13 protein-coding genes and 1 tRNA gene are annotated in these 16,334 nt (G+C 65.7%); 9 read left to right on the top strand and 5 right to left on the bottom strand.

Going from position 1 to position 16,334, the window contains the following annotated elements; translation table 11 throughout:
• The first annotated feature begins 39 nt into the window (after positions 1-39).
• Positions 40-1,560 carry a carboxylesterase/lipase family protein gene (locus E7T10_RS08925; RefSeq protein ID WP_137721529.1) on the top strand — a complete coding sequence of 507 codons (1,521 nt, stop codon included), beginning with the start codon at positions 40-42 and terminating at the stop codon, positions 1,558-1,560.
• 9 nt (positions 1,561-1,569) lie between these two features.
• Here the strand turns inward: E7T10_RS08925 and gor are convergent, their stop codons facing one another.
• The 3 genes from gor to E7T10_RS08940 form a co-directional block, all read right to left on the bottom strand.
• Positions 1,570-2,952, bottom strand: a complete 1,383-nt coding sequence (gene gor, locus E7T10_RS08930; protein WP_137721530.1) for a glutathione-disulfide reductase — start codon at positions 2,950-2,952, stop codon at positions 1,570-1,572.
• Between the two features lie 107 nt (positions 2,953-3,059).
• The gene (locus E7T10_RS08935) at positions 3,060-4,571 is read right to left on the bottom strand and encodes a tryptophan halogenase family protein (RefSeq protein ID WP_137721531.1); all 1,512 of its coding nucleotides are present in this window, start codon (positions 4,569-4,571) and stop codon (positions 3,060-3,062) included.
• A gap of 181 nt (positions 4,572-4,752) precedes the next feature.
• Positions 4,753-4,828, bottom strand: a tRNA-Lys gene (locus E7T10_RS08940).
• Between the two features lie 158 nt (positions 4,829-4,986).
• On the opposite strand from E7T10_RS08940, the gene E7T10_RS08945 reads away from it, so the two are divergent.
• Together E7T10_RS08945 and E7T10_RS08950 are read left to right on the top strand one after the other, a co-directional pair.
• Complete coding sequence (locus E7T10_RS08945) at positions 4,987-6,399, top strand: amino acid permease (RefSeq protein WP_137721532.1); 1,413 nt, start codon at positions 4,987-4,989, stop codon at positions 6,397-6,399.
• A complete protein-coding gene (locus tag E7T10_RS08950; RefSeq protein WP_137721533.1) occupies positions 6,399-6,752 on the top strand; it encodes an Hpt domain-containing protein in 354 nt (117 codons plus the stop codon). Before E7T10_RS08945 ends, E7T10_RS08950 begins: the two co-directional genes overlap by 1 nt.
• 214 nt (positions 6,753-6,966) lie before the next feature.
• On the opposite strand, the gene E7T10_RS08955 is transcribed toward E7T10_RS08950, so the two are convergent.
• Positions 6,967-7,299 carry a chorismate mutase gene (locus tag E7T10_RS08955; protein ID WP_091747140.1) on the bottom strand — a complete coding sequence of 111 codons (333 nt, stop codon included), beginning with the start codon at positions 7,297-7,299 and terminating at the stop codon, positions 6,967-6,969.
• Between the two features lie 41 nt (positions 7,300-7,340).
• Positions 7,341-8,156, bottom strand: a complete 816-nt coding sequence (locus E7T10_RS08960) for a ferredoxin--NADP reductase (RefSeq protein ID WP_055809056.1) — start codon at positions 8,154-8,156, stop codon at positions 7,341-7,343.
• Positions 8,157-8,265: 109 nt separating this feature from the next.
• Here E7T10_RS08960 and E7T10_RS08965 point away from each other — a divergent pair, with 109 nt between their 5' ends.
• From E7T10_RS08965 to egtB, 6 genes are all read left to right on the top strand, one after another.
• The gene (locus E7T10_RS08965; RefSeq protein ID WP_137721534.1) at positions 8,266-10,515 is read left to right on the top strand and encodes a S9 family peptidase; all 2,250 of its coding nucleotides are present in this window, start codon (positions 8,266-8,268) and stop codon (positions 10,513-10,515) included.
• Positions 10,449-11,942, top strand: coding sequence for an amidase (locus E7T10_RS08970; RefSeq protein ID WP_137721535.1), 1,494 nt, complete (start codon positions 10,449-10,451; stop codon positions 11,940-11,942). The genes E7T10_RS08965 and E7T10_RS08970 overlap by 67 nt, the downstream gene beginning before the upstream one ends.
• 72 nt (positions 11,943-12,014) lie before the next feature.
• Entirely contained in the window at positions 12,015-12,293 is a 279-nt protein-coding gene (locus E7T10_RS08975) for a SemiSWEET family sugar transporter (RefSeq protein WP_137721536.1), read from the top strand.
• Positions 12,294-12,379: 86 nt separating this feature from the next.
• Positions 12,380-12,685, top strand: coding sequence for an SCP2 sterol-binding domain-containing protein (locus E7T10_RS08980; RefSeq protein ID WP_039243606.1), 306 nt, complete (start codon positions 12,380-12,382; stop codon positions 12,683-12,685).
• 105 nt (positions 12,686-12,790) lie between these two features.
• Complete coding sequence (locus tag E7T10_RS08985) at positions 12,791-14,002, top strand: acyl-CoA dehydrogenase family protein (protein ID WP_017506190.1); 1,212 nt, start codon at positions 12,791-12,793, stop codon at positions 14,000-14,002.
• A gap of 102 nt (positions 14,003-14,104) precedes the next feature.
• Positions 14,105-16,264, top strand: a complete 2,160-nt coding sequence (gene egtB, locus E7T10_RS08990; protein WP_137722600.1) for an ergothioneine biosynthesis protein EgtB — start codon at positions 14,105-14,107, stop codon at positions 16,262-16,264.
• Positions 16,265-16,334 lie beyond the last annotated feature (70 nt).

The raw sequence follows: 16,334 nt of genomic DNA on the forward strand, positions 1-16,334 counted from the left end.
GTTTATTGGCGAGACGCCGGAATTTGCTAATCAGCGCGCATGACAATCGCCGGCGTTTTCGCCACCCTCTCGCTCATGATGGCGCCCGCAGCCGACCAGCCGACCGTCCGCATTTCGCAGGGCGTCCTGAACGGACGCGCGGATGCCGATGTGGCGGCGTTCAAGAACATTCCCTATGCCGCGCCGCCGACGGCCGAGCGACGTTGGCGACCGCCCGGTCCCGCGCCGACCTGGCAGGGCCAGCGCGACGCCTCGGCCTATGGTCCGCTGTGCATCCAGGCGCCGCCCAACGGCGACCCTGGCGTCGGTCCCTTGCCGATGAGCGAGGATTGCCTGAACCTGAACGTCTGGCGCCCCATCAGCGCGGCTCAGCCCGCGCCGGTCATGGTCTGGATCCACGGCGGCGGCCTGGTGAACGGGTCGGGAACCGCGCCGCTGTATGACGGAACGAACCTGGCCAAGCGCGGCATGGTCGTGGTGACGCTGAACTATCGACTGGGGCGGCTGGGCTTCTTCGACCATCCGGCGCTGGCGGCCGAGCGGCCGGCGGGGGAGGCGGCGGGCAACTACGGTCTGATGGACGTGACGGCCGCGCTGAAATGGGTGCGGGCCAATATCGCGGCCTTTGGCGGCGACCCCAAGAACGTGACCATCTTCGGTGAATCGGCGGGCGGGGCGATCGTCACGCGGCTCATGATCTCGCCGCCGGCGCGCGGTCTGTTCGACCGGGCGATCGTTCAATCCGGCCTGGGCCGGGAGTTGCAGACTCCACTGGACCGCAAAGGCGCCTATGGCGCGCCTTCAGCGCGGGAGCGCGGCGAGGTCTGGGCCTATGGCGCGGGATTGCGAACGGCGGCGGATTTGCGTGCGGCGCCGGCCGATCTGTTCCTGACGCCGCCGCCGGTCTTCGCCAACGGCGACCTGACGCTGATCGACGGGCGGGTCGTGCCGTCCACGGTGGAGGCGGCGTTCAAGGCGGGGCGGCAGGCCCCGGTGCCCTTCATCATCGGCAGCAACAGCGCCGAGTTCTGGTGGATGCGGCCGACGGATCGCAACGGCTATGGTCAGATCGACGACGACATGACCTGGCTCGAGCGCGCCGACGCCGTTCAGGCCTATGGCGGGCTGGAAGCGTTCGACAAGCTGGCGATCACGGATCTGGTGTTTTCCGAGCCGGCCCGGATGCTGGCGCGGCTGCATACGAAGGCGGGCCATCCGGCCTGGCTCTATCGGTTCGATATCTCGTCGCCGCAGAATCCGGAGCCGCATGGCGGCGCGACCCATGCGATCGAGCGGCCCTATGTGTTCGGCACGTTGAACACCCTGCCGTATCCGGTCGAGGATCGGGACCGGAAGGCGTCGGAGGCCATGATGGGCTACTGGACCGCCTTCGCGCGCTCGGGCGATCCGAACGGCGTCGGGCGGCCACGCTGGCCCACGGCGACATCGAGGGACACCCGGCTGATGAACTTCCTCAATTCGGGACCGACCGTGACGCCCGTGCCGTTCAGCGCCCGGCTAGACCTGCTGGAACGGTTCCGCGAGCGGCCCAGGCCTTGAGCGCAAGCGTCAGCCGGCGGAGGTCGCGCCCGACTGCTTCTCCTTCAGCGTGACCAGCTCTTCGGCCATGGTGGGGTGCACGGCGCAGGTGGCGTCCCACTGCGCCTTGGTCAGGCCCGCCTTCACCGCGATGGCGGCCAACTGAATCATCTCGGGGCTGTCGGGGCCAACGATATGGACGCCGACCACGCGCTGGCTGTCGGCATCGACCACCAGCTTCATCAGCACCCGCTCGTCCGAGCCGGTGAAGGCGTATTTCATCGGCCGGAAGCGGGTGACGTAGACATCGACGCCGTTCGAGCAGGAGCGGCGGGCCTCCGCCTCGCTGAGGCCCACGACCCCGACCGGCGGCTGACTGAAGACGGCGGTGGCCACGGCCTCGTAGTCGAAGTGCTGGGGATTGTCGCGATAGACGGTCTGATGGAAGGCGACGGCTTCGCGGATAGCGACGGGCGTCAGGTTCATCCGGTCGGTGACGTCGCCGATGGCCCAGATGTTGTCCGCCGTCGTCCTGGAATAGGGATCGACCTTGATGGCGCCCGCTTCATTCAGCTCGACGCCTGCGGTCTCCAGCCCCAGATCCTTGACGTAAGGGACGCGGCCGGTGGCGAACATGACCACGTCCGTCTCCAGCTTCATCCCGTTTTCGAGGTGGTTGACCAGGCCGGTGTCAGTCTTTTCGATCTTCTCGTGCTGGCAGCCCAGGATGACCTTGATGCCGCGCTTTTCGATCTCTCCGGCCAGGTGCGCGCGCACATCGTCGTCGAAGCCGCGCAGGATGTTGGGGCCGCGATAGATCAGGGTCGTCTCCACGCCCAGGCCTGCGAAGATGCCGGCGAACTCCACCGCGATATAGCCGCCGCCCGCGATCAGAATACGCTTGGGCAGTTCCGGAAGGTGGAAGGCTTCTTCGGACGTGATGGCGTGCTCGATCCCCGGCAGTTCGTCCGGCTTCCAGGGGCGGCCGCCCGTGGCGATCAGGATCTTCTCGGCGGTGATGGTGCGATCCTTGCCGACAATCTCGACCGTGTGGACGTCTTTCAGGACCGCCCGCCCGTGGACCAGTTCGACCCCGGCCTTGCCCAGATTGGCGGCGTAGATGCCGGACAGGCGCGCGATCTCGACGTCCTTGGCCTCAAGGAAGGTGGGCCAGTCGAACCTGGCGTTGTCGAACGACCAGCCGTAGCCCTCGGCGATCTCGAGCGCGTGGCTGACCTCGGAGGCCATAACCATGAACTTCTTGGGCACGCAGCCGCGAATGACGCAGGTGCCGCCGACCCGATATTCCTCGGCGACCGCGACCTTCTTGCCATCCAGCGCCGTCAGCCGCGCCGCCCGCACCCCGCCCGAACCGGCGCCGATGACGAAAAGGTCGTAGTCGTAGTCGGCCATAGGTCGGATTCCGTTCAGCAGCAGGCATCGGCATTTAAGCCGCGCCGCGCGAAATCCAAGAGCTCAACGGTCTGTCCAGACCTAATCAGGTTGGTCGCGTCGGTGATTCAATTGACCGGCGGCGCCTTGCAGTTGGCGGCGATGAAGGCCTCGTGGGTCGGCATTCGCGCCACGCCCTGCTGGATCATCGCCTTCATCTTCTGCAACCATTGCTGGACCTGCTCCAGAGGAATGGTCTCCGTGATCGGATCGTGCCGCTCGGGGATGACGCCCTGGCCGAGCAACACGGCGATCCAGCTCGTCTCCTGAAACAGTTCGTCCTCGTAGCGGAAGATGCGACCCCGGCTGCGGAACTGATCCATCTTCTGCTTCAGCGTCTCGGGAATCGGCATGGCCCGCGCGTGGCGCCACAGGGGCGAGTCGTCGCGCGCCGTGGCGTGATAGTGCAGGATGATGAAGTCGCGGATGCGCTCGGTCTCCAGCCGCATCATGCGGTTGTAGTTGTCGATATCGGCCTGGGCGAAGCCGGTGTCGGGGAAGTGCAGCAGCAGTTTGGAGATGCCGGACTGCACCAGATGGATGCTGGTCGATTCCAGCGGCTCCAAAAAGCCTGACGCCAGGCCCAGGGCCAAGCAGTTCTTGTTCCAGGTCTTCTTGCGGCGACCGGTGGTGAACCGCAGGAAGTTGGGTTCCGCCATCGCCTCGCCGTCCAGGGAGGCGCGCAGCCTGGCCTGGGCCGCGTCATCGGAGATATAGGGGCTGCAATAGACATAGCCGTTGCCGGTGCGGTGCTGCAGCGGAATGCGCCAGCGCCATCCCGCCTCAAGGGCCGTCGATTGGGTATAGGGCGTCGGATCGCCGACCCGAGTGCAGGGCATGGCCACAGCACGATCCGCTGGCAGCCAGTGGGTCCAATCCTCGTAGCCCGTCTTCAGCGCCCCTTCGATCAGCAGGCCGCGGAAGCCCGAACAGTCGATGAAGAAGTCCGCCTCCAGCTCGCGGCCGTCGTCCAACCGCACCGACTGGATAAAGCCGTCGCCGTCGCGCAGGCGCACGTCGGCGATCTTGCCCTCATGCCGCACCACGCCATTCGCCTCGGCGCGCTGACGCAGGAACCTGGCGTATAGGCCGGCGTCGAAATGGAAGGCGTAGGTCATCTGCGAGGCGGCGCCGCGCGGGTCGGTGTCAGGCCGGGTGAACCGACCCATGCGCGCCGCCATCGTCGTGACGGAATAGGCGTTCAGATCGTCGTCCAGCCCTGCCTTGTTCAGTCGCAGCCAGTATTGGTGGAAGGAGGCGGCGTCGATGCGCGTGCCATAGGTTCCGAACGGATGGAAGTAACTGTGGCCCTTCTGGAACCAGTCGTTGAACTGGATGCCCAGCTTGTAGGTGGCCTGGGTGGCGCGGACGAATTCGTTCTCGTCGATGCCCAGCAACTGGTTGAACAGCAGGATCGGCGGAATGGTGGCCTCGCCGACGCCGACCGTGCCGATGACCTCAGACTCGACTAGTTCGACCTTCACCGTGCCGCGCGTGACGTGCGCCAGTGCGGCGGCGGCCATCCAGCCGGCCGTGCCGCCCCCGACGATCAGAATACGTTTGAGCGGAGCAGGGGTCATTGGGCGTAACTGGTGAAGAGGCGAAGTGATCGGGCCAGGGCGGCGCCTTGTGCGATCAGTCGCGCGAACTGGCCGAGTTGTCGATCCTCGTTTTATGAGGCCTCGAAACCAATGCTCGAGACTGCAATCAAGCCCGCCGCAATGCGTGACTGTTGAATGTATGTTTTATGAGAAGCGACGATGGTGGGTGATCACAGGTTCGAACTGTGGACCCGCTGATTAAGAGTCAGCTGCTCTACCGACTGAGCTAATCACCCACACCGATCGTCGTGTCTTCGGCGGGGCCAACGCCATCGCCGAAGGGCGCTCCTACTACCCAGCGGTTCGAGGGTTGGCAAGCGCTTTCGCAAACTTTCTGCGACGGAGTATGGTCCGCGTGGAATCAGCTGCGGCAAGCGGCGGGGGAGCGAACAGCATGGCCTTCTGGAACCGGCGTCGATCGATCGACGCGATGATGGCGCCGCACGACGGACCGCGGCTGAAGCCGACGTTGAGCTGGCCGCACCTGCTGGCCCTGGGCGTTGGGGCCATCGTCGGCACCGGCATCCTGACGCTGATCGGGGTCGGGGCGGGGTTGGCGGGCCCGGCGGTGTTGATCAGCTTCGGCCTTGCGGGACTGGTCTGCGCCTGCGCGGCTTTGGCCTATGCCGAGCTGTCGACCATGATGCCGACAGCGGGCAGCGCCTACACCTATTCCTATGCCGTGCTGGGCGAGTTGATCGCCTGGATCGTGGGGTGGAGCCTGATCCTGGAATATTCGCTGGTCGTCAGCGCCGTGGCGGTAGGCTGGTCCGGCTATGCGGTCGGTTTCCTGAGCGGGCTGGGGATCGATCTGCCGACGGCGCTGGTCGCCGGGCCGCATGCCGGGGGGATCATCAACTTGCCGGCCGTGGCCATCATCGGGGTGATCACGGGCTTGCTTCTGCTGGGAACCAAGGAGAGCGCGACGCTGAACGCGGTGCTGGTCCTGATCAAGATCGCGGCGCTGGTGGTGTTCGTCGCCATCGCCCTGCCGGCGTTCAAGCCCGAGCATTTCACGCCCTTCATGCCCAATGGATTCGGCGCGCCCTTCGTCCAGACCGGGGTGATGGCGGCGGCGGCGATCATCTTCTTCGCCTTCTACGGGTTCGACGCCATTTCGACGGCGGCGGAGGAGACCAAGAAGCCCGAGCGTGACCTGGCCATCGGCATCGTCGGCTCCATGCTGGTCTGCACGGCGCTGTATCTGGTGGTCGCGGCCGCAGCCATCGGCGCGCGGCCGGTCGCGACTTTTGCCAGCAGCCCCGAGCCTCTGGCCCTGATTCTGCGTCAGATGGGGCAGGGGACGGCAGCCCAGTGGATCGCCGCTGCGGCGGTGATCGCGCTTCCGACCGTCCTGCTGGCCTTCCTGTTCGGCCAGAGCCGCATCTTCCTGGGCATGGCGCGCGACGGCCTGTTGCCGCGCCGCCTGGCCAAGGTGTCGAGCCGAGGCGTGCCGGCGGTGGTGACGGTGTTCACCGCCATCGTCGTGGCGATCCTGGCGGGGCTGCTGCCGCTGGACGAGTTGGCGTCTCTGGCCAACGCCGGGACGCTGGCGGCCTTCTGCTCGGTCGGTGTTTGCCTGATCGTGCTGCGTATCCGCGAGCCGGGTCGCAAGCGGGTGTTCAAGGCGCCGCTGTGGCCGGTGGTCGGAGCCATCAGCGTGATCGGCTGCCTGGTCTTCTTCCTGAGCCTGAAGCCGGTGACGCAGATCGGCTTCGTCGTCTGGAACGTGGTCGGCGTGGCGATCTATCTGCTCTGGTCGTCGCGGAACTCGCGCCTGGCCAAAGGCGAGGAGACGGCGGCCTGATGGCGCTGCGCGATCTGACGGGCGCGGTCGATTTCGCCGTGCTGAACGGCATGACGGGCGGGGACGACGCCATCAACGAGGAAGTGTTGGGCCTGTTCGTCAATCAGGCCGGCCTGTGGTCCGTCATGCTGGACCCCAAGGTCGAGGGCTGGCGCGACGGGGTTCATACGATCCGGGGCGCGGCGGCGGGCATCGGCGCGCGGGACCTGGCGGCGATCTGCGCCGAGGCGGAAGCGGTGGATCAGAAGCTGGCCGCCCCGGCGGTCGAGCGGGTCCGTGATGGTCTGGAAGCGGCGCTGGCCGATGTCGCGGCCTATCGGCATGAACTGATGCTGCGCGGTCTCAAGGGCTGAGGCGAAGCGGATGAAATTGCACTGCACTCCGAAAACGCGTGCAAAATACAAGAAAGTGCAATTTCGGCAGGCGAGGCGAGCCGCTGTGTCAAAGACCGGACGCCCATTATACGGCGCCCTGAAAGAGCGGCGGGGTGATTGACGCTGCTGCGACCCAATCGGTTGAACGTAGGCCGAACTTTTTCCGCGGATAGGATGGCAAGCGTGCGCCGTCCTAGCTGCGAGTCCGGTCGTAGGTGGCGAACTCGTGGGCGATGCAGCGGTCGATGAGCAGGCGCCAGACGGGTTCGGCGATGTCGGGTGACAGATCGTGGGCCTCGGCCGAGACCAGAACCTTGGCGACCACGTCGTCGATGCGGGCCTGGTCGAAGACGGCGTCGCGGTCGGGCTTGATGCGGGCGGCGGCGTCCATGTAGCGCTGGCGCTCGGCCAGCAGGGCGACCAGCGCGCGGTCCAGGGCATCGACGCCTTGGCGGACCTCGGCCATCGACTGGCATTCGGCGGGATCGACGCGCGCGTCGACGGCGACAAGAGCAGGCTTTGACATGGGCGTGGGGTTAGCGGGTCAGACCGCCCAAGCCAAGGCCGTCAACCGACGAAGGCCCGCTCAAGCACGTAGTCCGCCGGTTCGGCATTGGAGCCTTCCTTCAGGCCATAGGTCTCCAGCAGTTCGCCGGCTTCCTTGATCATGGCCATGGAGCCGCACAGCATGGCTCGGTCGCGGGCCGGGTCGAACCCTTCGGGCAGGCCCAGGTCGCGGAAGAAGTCGCCGGACTTGATGCGGTCGGTGATCCGGCCCGGCGTCTCGAAGGCTTCGCGGGTCACGGTGGGGTAATAGGTCAGCTGGGCCTTGGCCTCGTCGCCGATCAGAGGATCGTCGTGGATCTCGCGGGTGAAGAAGTCGCGGTAGGCGAGGTCGGCGACGCTGCGGACCGTGTGGATCACATAGACATGGCCGAAGCGGGAGTAGGTCTCTGGGTCGCGCGCGACGCTGAGCCAGGGCGCCAGACCCGTGCCGGTGCCGATCAAGAACAGACGCTCGCCGCCGGTCAGGGCGTCAAGAACCAGGGTGCCGGTCGGCTTCTTGCCCATCAGAACCGTGTCGCCGGGCTGGATTTTCTGCAGGCGCGAGGTCAGCGGGCCGTCGGCGACCTTGATCGAGAAGAACTCCAGCTCCTCGGCCCAGCAGGGGCTGGCGATGGAATAGGCGCGCAGGACAGGCTTTCCGCCGTCTTCGCCCGGCAGGCCGATCATCACGAACTCGCCCGAGCGGAAGCGGAAATCCTCGGGCCGCTTGACGCCAAAGCTGAACAGGCTGTCGGTCCAGTGGCGCACCCACAGAACCTCAAGCTCGTTAAACGGACTGGCTTTCACGGGGGCGGGGGAGAGGGCGGCGTCTGTCATCGTGCCGTCTCTCTAATCTGAGAACCCCTCGCAGGGAAGGACAAGCCTTTCACCCGGCGACGACATTTCCTCGTGACGGCTTGCAGAAGCACCGCTAGCGTCCCGACCCATGCGCACCCTTCTTCTTGCCTCGACCATCCTCCTGTCCGCCAGCTCGGCGCTTGCGCAGGAGACGCCCTCCAACATCCTGACGCCCGAGCGGGTGTTTTCCAGCCCCAGCCTGAACGGGCCGGTGGCCAAGGGGGTCAGCCTGTCGCCTGACGGCCAGTTGGTCGCCTTCCTGCGCTCGCGCGAGGACAATGTGGATGTGCAGGACCTTTGGGCCGCGCCGACGGGTGAGGGTGAACCCTACAAGCTGATCGATGCACGGGCGCTGGTTCCCGACGCCGGCGAACTGTCGGAGGCCGAGAAAGCTCGGCGCGAGCGGATGCGGATCAGCGCACGCGGCGTGGTGGAATATTCATGGGACCAGCAGGGCCGCTACATCCTGGCGCCGCTGGAAGGCGACATCTTCCTGGCGAACCGGGCGGACGGCAAGGTGCGCCGCCTGACCGAGACGCCCGCCGACGAGATCGACGCCAAGGTGTCGCCCAAGGGCAGCTATGTCTCCTATGTCCGCGATCAGAATCTGGTCGTCTATGATCTGGCGAGCGGCAAGGAGACGCCGATCACCGACGACGGCGCGGGCCTGATCACCTGGGCCACGGCCGAGTTCATCGCCCAGGAGGAGATGGATCGCGACACCGGATACTGGTGGAGCCCCGACGAGCGCTACATCGCCATGACGCGCGTGGACGAGAGCCCGGTCGATGTCGTGCCGCGCTTCGAGATCACCGGCGGCGGCGCGACGATGGTGGAGCAGCGCTATCCTCGCGCAGGGCGGCCCAATGCGGTGGTCGAACTGTATGTGCGCGACCTGCAGGGCGGGGGACGGGTCAAGGTGGACCTAGGGTCCAACACCGACATCTATCTGGCGCGGGTGAACTGGTCCGGCGACGGCAAGACCCTGTATGTCCAGCGTCAGTCGCGCGACCAGAAGACTTTGGATCTGCTGAGCGTCGATCCGACGACCGGCGCATCACGCGTGATCCTGAGCCAGAAGGCGCAGGCCTGGGTCGATCTGAACGACGACTTCCGCGTCCTGTCTGATGGCCGGTTCATCTGGTCCAATGAGGATTCGGGCTGGCGGCACCTGTATCTGTACGACCGCAACGGGCGTCGCCTGCGGGCCATCACGCGCGGCGACTATCCGGTCAAACATCTGGACGGCGTCAACGAACAGACCGGCGATGTCTATTTCACCGCCTCGATGCGCGACGGCAAGGAGCTGCCGATCGAGCAGCAGATGTTCCGCGCCAATCTAAACCGCACGGTCGATCCGGTCGCGGTGACGCCGGGCGGCGGCTGGTGGACGGTGTCGGTGAACGGGCCGGCGACGGCCTATGTCGGCAACTATTCGGACCCGGCGACGCCGACGCAGTCGGCCCTGTACCGTATCGACGGCACGCGCGTGCGCTGGATCGAAGAGAACAAGCTCGACGCCAGCCATCCGTTCGCCCCTTACGTCTCGCGCCTGCGCACGCCCGAGTTCGGCACGATGCAGAGCCACGGCCAGACCCTGGTGTGGCGCATGACCACGCCGCCCGACTTCAATCCGTCCAAGAAGTATCCGGTCGTGATGCAGGTCTATGGCGGGCCCGGCACCGGGGCGGGCGTGCAGAAGAGCTGGCAGCCGCTGACCAACCAGTTGCTGACAGAGGCGGGCTACATAGTCTTCCGCGTCGACAATCGCGGCGAAGGCGACCGGTCGCAGGCGTTCGAGACCAGCATCTATCGCCGTCTGGGCATTCCGGCGGTCGAGGATCAGGCCCAGGCCGCGCAATGGCTGAAGACCCTGCCTTACGTCGACGCCGACCATATCGCGGTGATGGGCTGGAGCTTCGGCGGCTTCCTCAGTCTGCTGACACTGACCGACAAGGACGCCGGCCTGGCCTCGGCCCTGGCGGGCGCAGCGCCGACGGAATGGAGCCTTTACGACACCCACTATACCGAACGGTATATGTCCACGCCTCAGGCCAATCCGGAGGGCTATGCCGCCACCGACGTCCTGCCGCGGCTGGACGACATGACGGGGCGGCTGCTGCTGCTGCACGGCATGGCTGACGACAACGTCATCTTCGGCAATGCGACGCGCGTCATCGACGCCTTGCAGGCCAAGAGCGTGCCGTTCGAGATGATGCTCTATCCCGGCCAGCGGCATGGCGTCCGCGGCGATCCGAGGCAACTGCAACAATGGCGCACCTATCTCGACTTCCTGGACCGCACGATCGGCAAGCGGGCCGAACCCAAGGCCGACTGAGTCTGGCGGCTGCGGTCGCGCTGGCCCTTGCGGGCTGCGCGACCGGGCAGGGCGCTTATCCAACTGCATCCGCCGTGGTCTCGGCGGGGCGGGCAAACGACAGCGCCCATTCGGTGCTGGTCTGGACCGCGACATCACCCAGCCGGGGCGTGTCGGCGATTTCCGGCATGCCGATCCTGCTGAAGGACAATATCGAGACGGCGGACATGCCGACCACAGCCGGGTCGTTGGCGCTGGCGAACAATGCGCCGGGACGGGACGCGCCGCTGGTCGGGCGACTGCGCGCCGCCGGGGCCGTGATCATCGGCAAGACCAACCTGTCGGAGTGGGCCAATATCCGCTCGTCGGACTCGATCAGCGGCTGGAGCGCCGTCGGCGGCCAGACGCTGAATCCCTATGATCCGGCGCGCACACCGTGCGGATCATCGTCCGGCAGCGGGGCGGCGGTGGCGCTGGGGCTGACGCCCGTCGCCATCGGAACGGAGACGGACGGGTCGATCACCTGCCCGGCGTCGGTCAACGGCGTGGTCGGGTTCAAACCGACCGTTGGCCTGGTCTCGCGCACCCACATTGTGCCGATCAGCCATTCGCAGGACACGGCCGGGCCGATGGCGACGACCGTCAGGGATGCGGCCAGGGTGCTGACGGTCATCGCCGGGACCGATCCGGCCGATCCGGCGACGGTCGAGGCCGATGCGCGCAAGGTCGACTACGCCGCCGGGCTGGACGCCAACGCGCTGCGTGGTGCGCGGATCGGGGTGATGCGGTTCCTGAAAGGCTACTCGCCCCAAACCCAGGCGGTGTTCGAGCAGAACCTGAAGGCCCTGCGCGATGCCGGCGCCGTTCTGGTCGACCTGCCCGAGGGCCCGGATGGCCGGGTCATAGGCGCAGCTGAGTTCAAGGTGCTGCTCTATGAGCTGAAGCACGATCTGAACGCCTATCTGGCCTCGACCGACCCGCAGCAGGTCCGCACCCGCACCCTGGCCGACGTCATCGCCTTCAACGCCGCCGAACCGCGCGAGACGGTGCTGTTCGGTCAGGACATCTTCGAGCGCGCCCAGGCGATGGGGGATTTGACCGACGCCGACTATCTGGAGGCGCGCGCGACCTCGCTCAGACTGGCGGGGCCGGAGGGCATCGATCGATTGATGAGGGACAATGGCGTGATCGCCCTGATCGCGCCCACTACGTCGCGCGCCTGGACCAACGATCCCAAGGACGACGACGATATGCAGGGATCGGCCAGCCAGCTGGCCGCCGTCGCCGGTTATCCGCACCTGACCGTGCCGATGGGCTTTGATCGGGGAATGCCGGTGGGAATCAGCTTTCTCGGTGGGAAGTGGGACGACGCGCGCATCCTTTCGCTGGGTTACGCCTTCGAACAGGTGACCCAGGCCAGACGGCCGCCGCCTGGCGTTCGACGCTGACATCCTTTGGGGCGGCCGCTGAGAGTGCGGCATGTGCAGATTTAGCCTCAACGTCATATCGACGATCACGGCATGAGCGACCTGATCGCCAATATCGTCGGCTCAGCGGCTGCGATCTGCTCGATCACCAGCTTCGCGCCTCAGGCGATAAAGATCTGGAAGGAGCGCGACGCGTCGTCGGTCAGCTTGAAGACCTACTCCCTGACGGTGACCTGCTTCGTGCTGTGGGTCGTCTATGGCGTCATGACGCAGGCCTGGCCTGTCACGGTCGCCAACGCCTGCGCGCTGGTGATGGCGTCGGGCGTACTGGTAATGAAATGGCGGTTCCGCGACGGCGATCCGGAGAAGTGATCAGACCTTTCCCCAACGTGATCTTGGCGCCCCCGCCGATGCGGGCTAACCCATAGTCCACAAAGTCCAACAGGGAGACGCCCCCAATGCCCGATCTCGCACAAGTCACCGAACACATCCGCGGCGCCGTCGGCGACAACTCCGGCCTCGGCAAGACCGTGAAGCTCGACCTCGGCGACGAGGGCAAGATCTTCATCGACGGCGCCTCCACGCCGAATACGGTGACGAACGAGGACAAGCCCGCCGACGCCACCGTCTCGATGAAGTGGGATGACTTCATGGCTCTGTCGGAAGGCAAGCTGGACCCGATGATGGCCTTCATGCAGGGCAAGCTGAAGATCGCCGGCGACATGATGATCGCCCAGAAGCTGGCGCCGCTGCTGAAGCGCTGATGCCGGTCTGAACGACCAGTTATGGCGGCGCGGCTCCCGACCAGGGGCCGCGCCGTTTTCGTATCGAGCGCTCGACAGAAGCGCGAACGGAAAAGAGGAAACGACATGGACTTCAAACATTCCGACCGCGCCCTGGATTGGCACGCCCGCGTCCGTCGCTTCCTGGACGAGCAGGTCATCCCGCGCGAAGCCGAATATTTCGCCCAGGTGCGCGAGGATTCGAACCGTCAGCCGCCGGTCATGGAGACGATGAAGGCGGCCGCGAAAGAAGCCGGGCTGTGGAACATGTTCCTGCCCGGCGAGCACGGAGCGGGTCTGACGAATCTGGAATACGCGCCGCTGGCCGAGATGATGGGACGGCATCTGTGGTCGGCCGAGGTGTTCAACTGCAATGCCCCCGACACCGGCAATATGGAGGTGCTCCATATGTACGGGAACGCCGAGCAGCAGGCGCGCTGGCTGAAACCCCTGATGGCGGGTGAAATCCGTTCGGCCTTCCTGATGACCGAACCTGAGGTCGCCTCATCCGACGCCACCAATATCCAGACCCGGATCGAGCGCGACGGCGACCACTATGTCATCAACGGCCGCAAATGGTGGTCGACCAATATGGGCCATCCGAATCTGGCCGTGACCATCGTCATGGGCAAGACGGATCCGGACGCCGCATCCCACGCCCAGCAGTCGCAGATCATCGTGCCCGCCGACACGCCGGGATTCCGCGTCGAGCGGATGCTGTCGGTGTTCGGCTATGATGAAAAGCCGATCGGCCACGCCGAGGTTGTGCTGGAGAACGTCCGCGTGCCTGTCGAGAACCTGATCGCGGGCGAGGGCAGGGGCTTCGAGATCGCCCAGGGGCGGCTTGGCCCGGGCCGTATTCACCACTGCATGCGCACCATCGGTGCGGCCGAGCGGGCGCTGGAACTGATGGTGACGCGGCTGCTGAACCGGACGGCGTTCAAGAAGCAGTTGGCCGAGCATTCGGTGTGGGAACAACGCGTCGCGGAGGCGCGCACCAACATCGAGATGTGCCGCCTGCTGGTGCTGAAGGCCGCCTGGATGATGGATCAGGCGGGGGCCAAGAACGCCCGCTCCGAGATCGCCCAGATCAAGGTCGCTGCGCCGAAGATGGCCTTGCAGATCATCGACGACGCCATTCAGGCGTTCGGCGGCGCCGGGGTCTCGGGCGACACGCCTTTGGCCGAGCTTTACGCGGGTGTCCGCACTTTGCGCATCGCCGACGGCCCGGACGAGGTCCACAATCGCACCATCGCGCGGTTGGAATACGCCAAACATGGCGGCCGCCCGATGCGCTGATGTGCGGTTTCGGACACCAAGTCGTTGGGAACCTTAGCCTTGTTGGTGCGTTTGGAATTCACTGACAAGGCGCTGGGGCTGGTGTCGGACGGGACAGCTGACATGAATGCGCGCTCCGAGCCCGAACCGCGGGTTGCGTCAGACGTGGCGCGGTTCAAGGCCGTGCGTGCACGCATGATCGCTCTGGCTGAAGGTTTGTCTGCCGAGGATATGTCAGCCCAGTCGATGGCGGATTGCAGCCCCGGCAAATGGCATCTGGCGCACACCAGCTGGTTTTTCGAGGCGATGATCCTGTCGTCCGATCCTGAATACCAGCCTGTCGATCCGCGTTTTCAGCAGTTGTTCAACTCCTACTATGAGGCCTTGGGCGAGCGGGTCAGGCGTGACCAGCGCGGACTGATGACCCGGCCGTCCGTCGACGAGGTCCTGGCTTATCGACGCGAGATCGACCGCCGCATGATCGCCTGGCTGGCGCAGGGTGAGACCAGCGGCCATCAACGCTATCTGTTCGAGCTGGGTCTGCACCATGACCAGCAGCATCAGGAGCTTTTCCTGATGGATGTGCTGAACCTGATGTCGCGCTCTCCGCTCGACCCCGCCGCCTATGAGATCGAGCCCAGAGCCGAGACGCTCCAGATCACGCGCGGTGGAACGGTGGCGTTCGACGGCGGTCTGGTGACGATCGGCCATGACCAGGCGGGCTTCGCTTTCGACAATGAGGGTCCTCCGCACCGTGTCTGGCTGGAGCCGTTCGCTCTGGCTGCGGATCTGGTGACGAACGGCGACTGGATCGGCTTCATCCAGGATGGCGGCTATTCGCGTTCCGACCTGTGGCTGTCGGACGGCTGGGCGACGATCAAGGCTGAGGGTTGGACTGCGCCGCTTTACTGGCGTTTCGAGGATGGCGATTGGACCGTGATTGGTTTGACCGGGCGTACACCTGTCGATCCTGCCGCGCCGGTTCGCCACATCAGCTTTTACGAGGCTGACGTCTATGCCCGATGGGCCGGCAAGCGCCTGCCGTCCGAGGCGGAATGGGAACATGCCGCCGCCTCTTCGCCTGACGCGTTCTCGAACCTTGCTGGCGAAGTGTGGCAGTGGACGTCCAGCGCGTATGCGCCCTATCCCGGCTTCCAGCCGACGCCGGGCACCGCCGCCGAATACAACGGCAAGTTCATGGCCAATCAGATGGTGTTGCGGGGCGGATCATTCGCCACGCCGCCGGGCCATGACCGCATCACCTATCGCAACTTCTTCTATCCCCAACAGAGGTGGGCCTTCATGGGTTTGAGACTGGCTGAAGACCGGACCGTGGCGCGAGACGCCGCCGTGGACGACGCCCAAACCGCCGCCTTTCGAAAGGATATGATCGAAGGGCTGTCGCGGGCGCAAAAGGCCGTGCCGCCGAAGTGGTTCTATGACGCGGACGGGTCGCGACTGTTCGAAGACATCACCGTGCTGCCCGAATACTATCCGACCCGGCAGGAAATGGTGCTGTTGCGAGATCGCGCAGCGGAGTTGACGGCCGACTTCGGCCCCGACGCGGTGCTGGTCGAATTCGGATCCGGCGCCAGCGAGAAGACGCGGATCTTGTTGGACGCCGCCACCGATCTCGGCGCCTACGTCCCCCTCGACATCAGCGAGAGCGCCTTGATGGACGCCGCCATTCGCGTCCGCGCTGATTATCCGACGCTGCGCGTGCAGCCGGTTCTGGGAGACTTCGAGCATTTGGCGCCGCTGCCCGATGACCTGCCGTCGGGGCGACGGATCGGCTTCTTCCCCGGCTCAACCATCGGCAATCTGCAACCAGACGAGGCCGAAGCATTCCTGGCCGCGGCGCGTCGGATGCTGGGCGAGGGGGCGTTGTTCATTTTGGGCGTCGATCTGGTCAAAGACCCTGCGATCCTGGTCGCCGCCTATGACGACAGTCAGGGCGTGACGGCGGCCTTCAATCGCAATGTTCTGATCCGCGCCAACACCGAGCTGGATGCTGATTTCGATGTGGACGCCTTTGTTCACCGCGCCGTGTGGAACCCGGACGCCTCGCGCATGGAAATGCATCTGCAAGCGATTGCGCCGACGACCGCACGCATCGGAGACCGGACGTTCCGCTTCATGACCGGCGAGACGATCCACACCGAAAGCTCGCGCAAGTTCACGCCTGAATCGATCCAAACCATGGCGGCCGCCGCCGGCTGGACGGTCGTCCGCATCGATACCTCTCCGGCGCCGAGCGTGGCCTTGGCGGTGCTACGCACCTGAGCCGAAAGCGCGGCTGATCGCGAACAAGAAAAAGGGCGGCGCATCGATCGATGGGCCGCCCTGTTTGTAT

This window comes from Brevundimonas sp. SGAir0440, assembly GCF_005484585.1.
In the GTDB taxonomy this organism is placed as follows: Bacteria; Pseudomonadota; Alphaproteobacteria; order Caulobacterales; family Caulobacteraceae; genus Brevundimonas.

Excerpts from the sequence above, each read along its gene's own strand:
- E7T10_RS08945 (WP_137721532.1), top strand. The coding sequence starts at position 4,987 with ATGGCCTTCTGGAACCGGCGTCGATCGATCGACGCGATGATGGCGCCG.
- E7T10_RS08980 (WP_039243606.1), top strand. The coding sequence starts at position 12,380 with ATGCCCGATCTCGCACAAGTCACCGAACACATCCGCGGCGCCGTCGGC.
- E7T10_RS08955 (WP_091747140.1), bottom strand. The coding sequence starts at position 7,299 with ATGTCAAAGCCTGCTCTTGTCGCCGTCGACGCGCGCGTCGATCCCGCC.
- E7T10_RS08985 (WP_017506190.1), top strand. The coding sequence starts at position 12,791 with ATGGACTTCAAACATTCCGACCGCGCCCTGGATTGGCACGCCCGCGTC.
- E7T10_RS08970 (WP_137721535.1), top strand. The coding sequence starts at position 10,449 with ATGGCGCACCTATCTCGACTTCCTGGACCGCACGATCGGCAAGCGGGC.
- E7T10_RS08965 (WP_137721534.1), top strand. The coding sequence starts at position 8,266 with ATGCGCACCCTTCTTCTTGCCTCGACCATCCTCCTGTCCGCCAGCTCG.
- egtB (WP_137722600.1), top strand. The coding sequence starts at position 14,105 with ATGAATGCGCGCTCCGAGCCCGAACCGCGGGTTGCGTCAGACGTGGCG.
- E7T10_RS08975 (WP_137721536.1), top strand. The coding sequence starts at position 12,015 with ATGAGCGACCTGATCGCCAATATCGTCGGCTCAGCGGCTGCGATCTGC.
- gor (WP_137721530.1), bottom strand. The coding sequence starts at position 2,952 with ATGGCCGACTACGACTACGACCTTTTCGTCATCGGCGCCGGTTCGGGC.
- E7T10_RS08950 (WP_137721533.1), top strand. The coding sequence starts at position 6,399 with ATGGCGCTGCGCGATCTGACGGGCGCGGTCGATTTCGCCGTGCTGAAC.
- E7T10_RS08925 (WP_137721529.1), top strand. The coding sequence starts at position 40 with ATGACAATCGCCGGCGTTTTCGCCACCCTCTCGCTCATGATGGCGCCC.
- E7T10_RS08935 (WP_137721531.1), bottom strand. The coding sequence starts at position 4,571 with ATGACCCCTGCTCCGCTCAAACGTATTCTGATCGTCGGGGGCGGCACG.
- E7T10_RS08960 (WP_055809056.1), bottom strand. The coding sequence starts at position 8,156 with ATGACAGACGCCGCCCTCTCCCCCGCCCCCGTGAAAGCCAGTCCGTTT.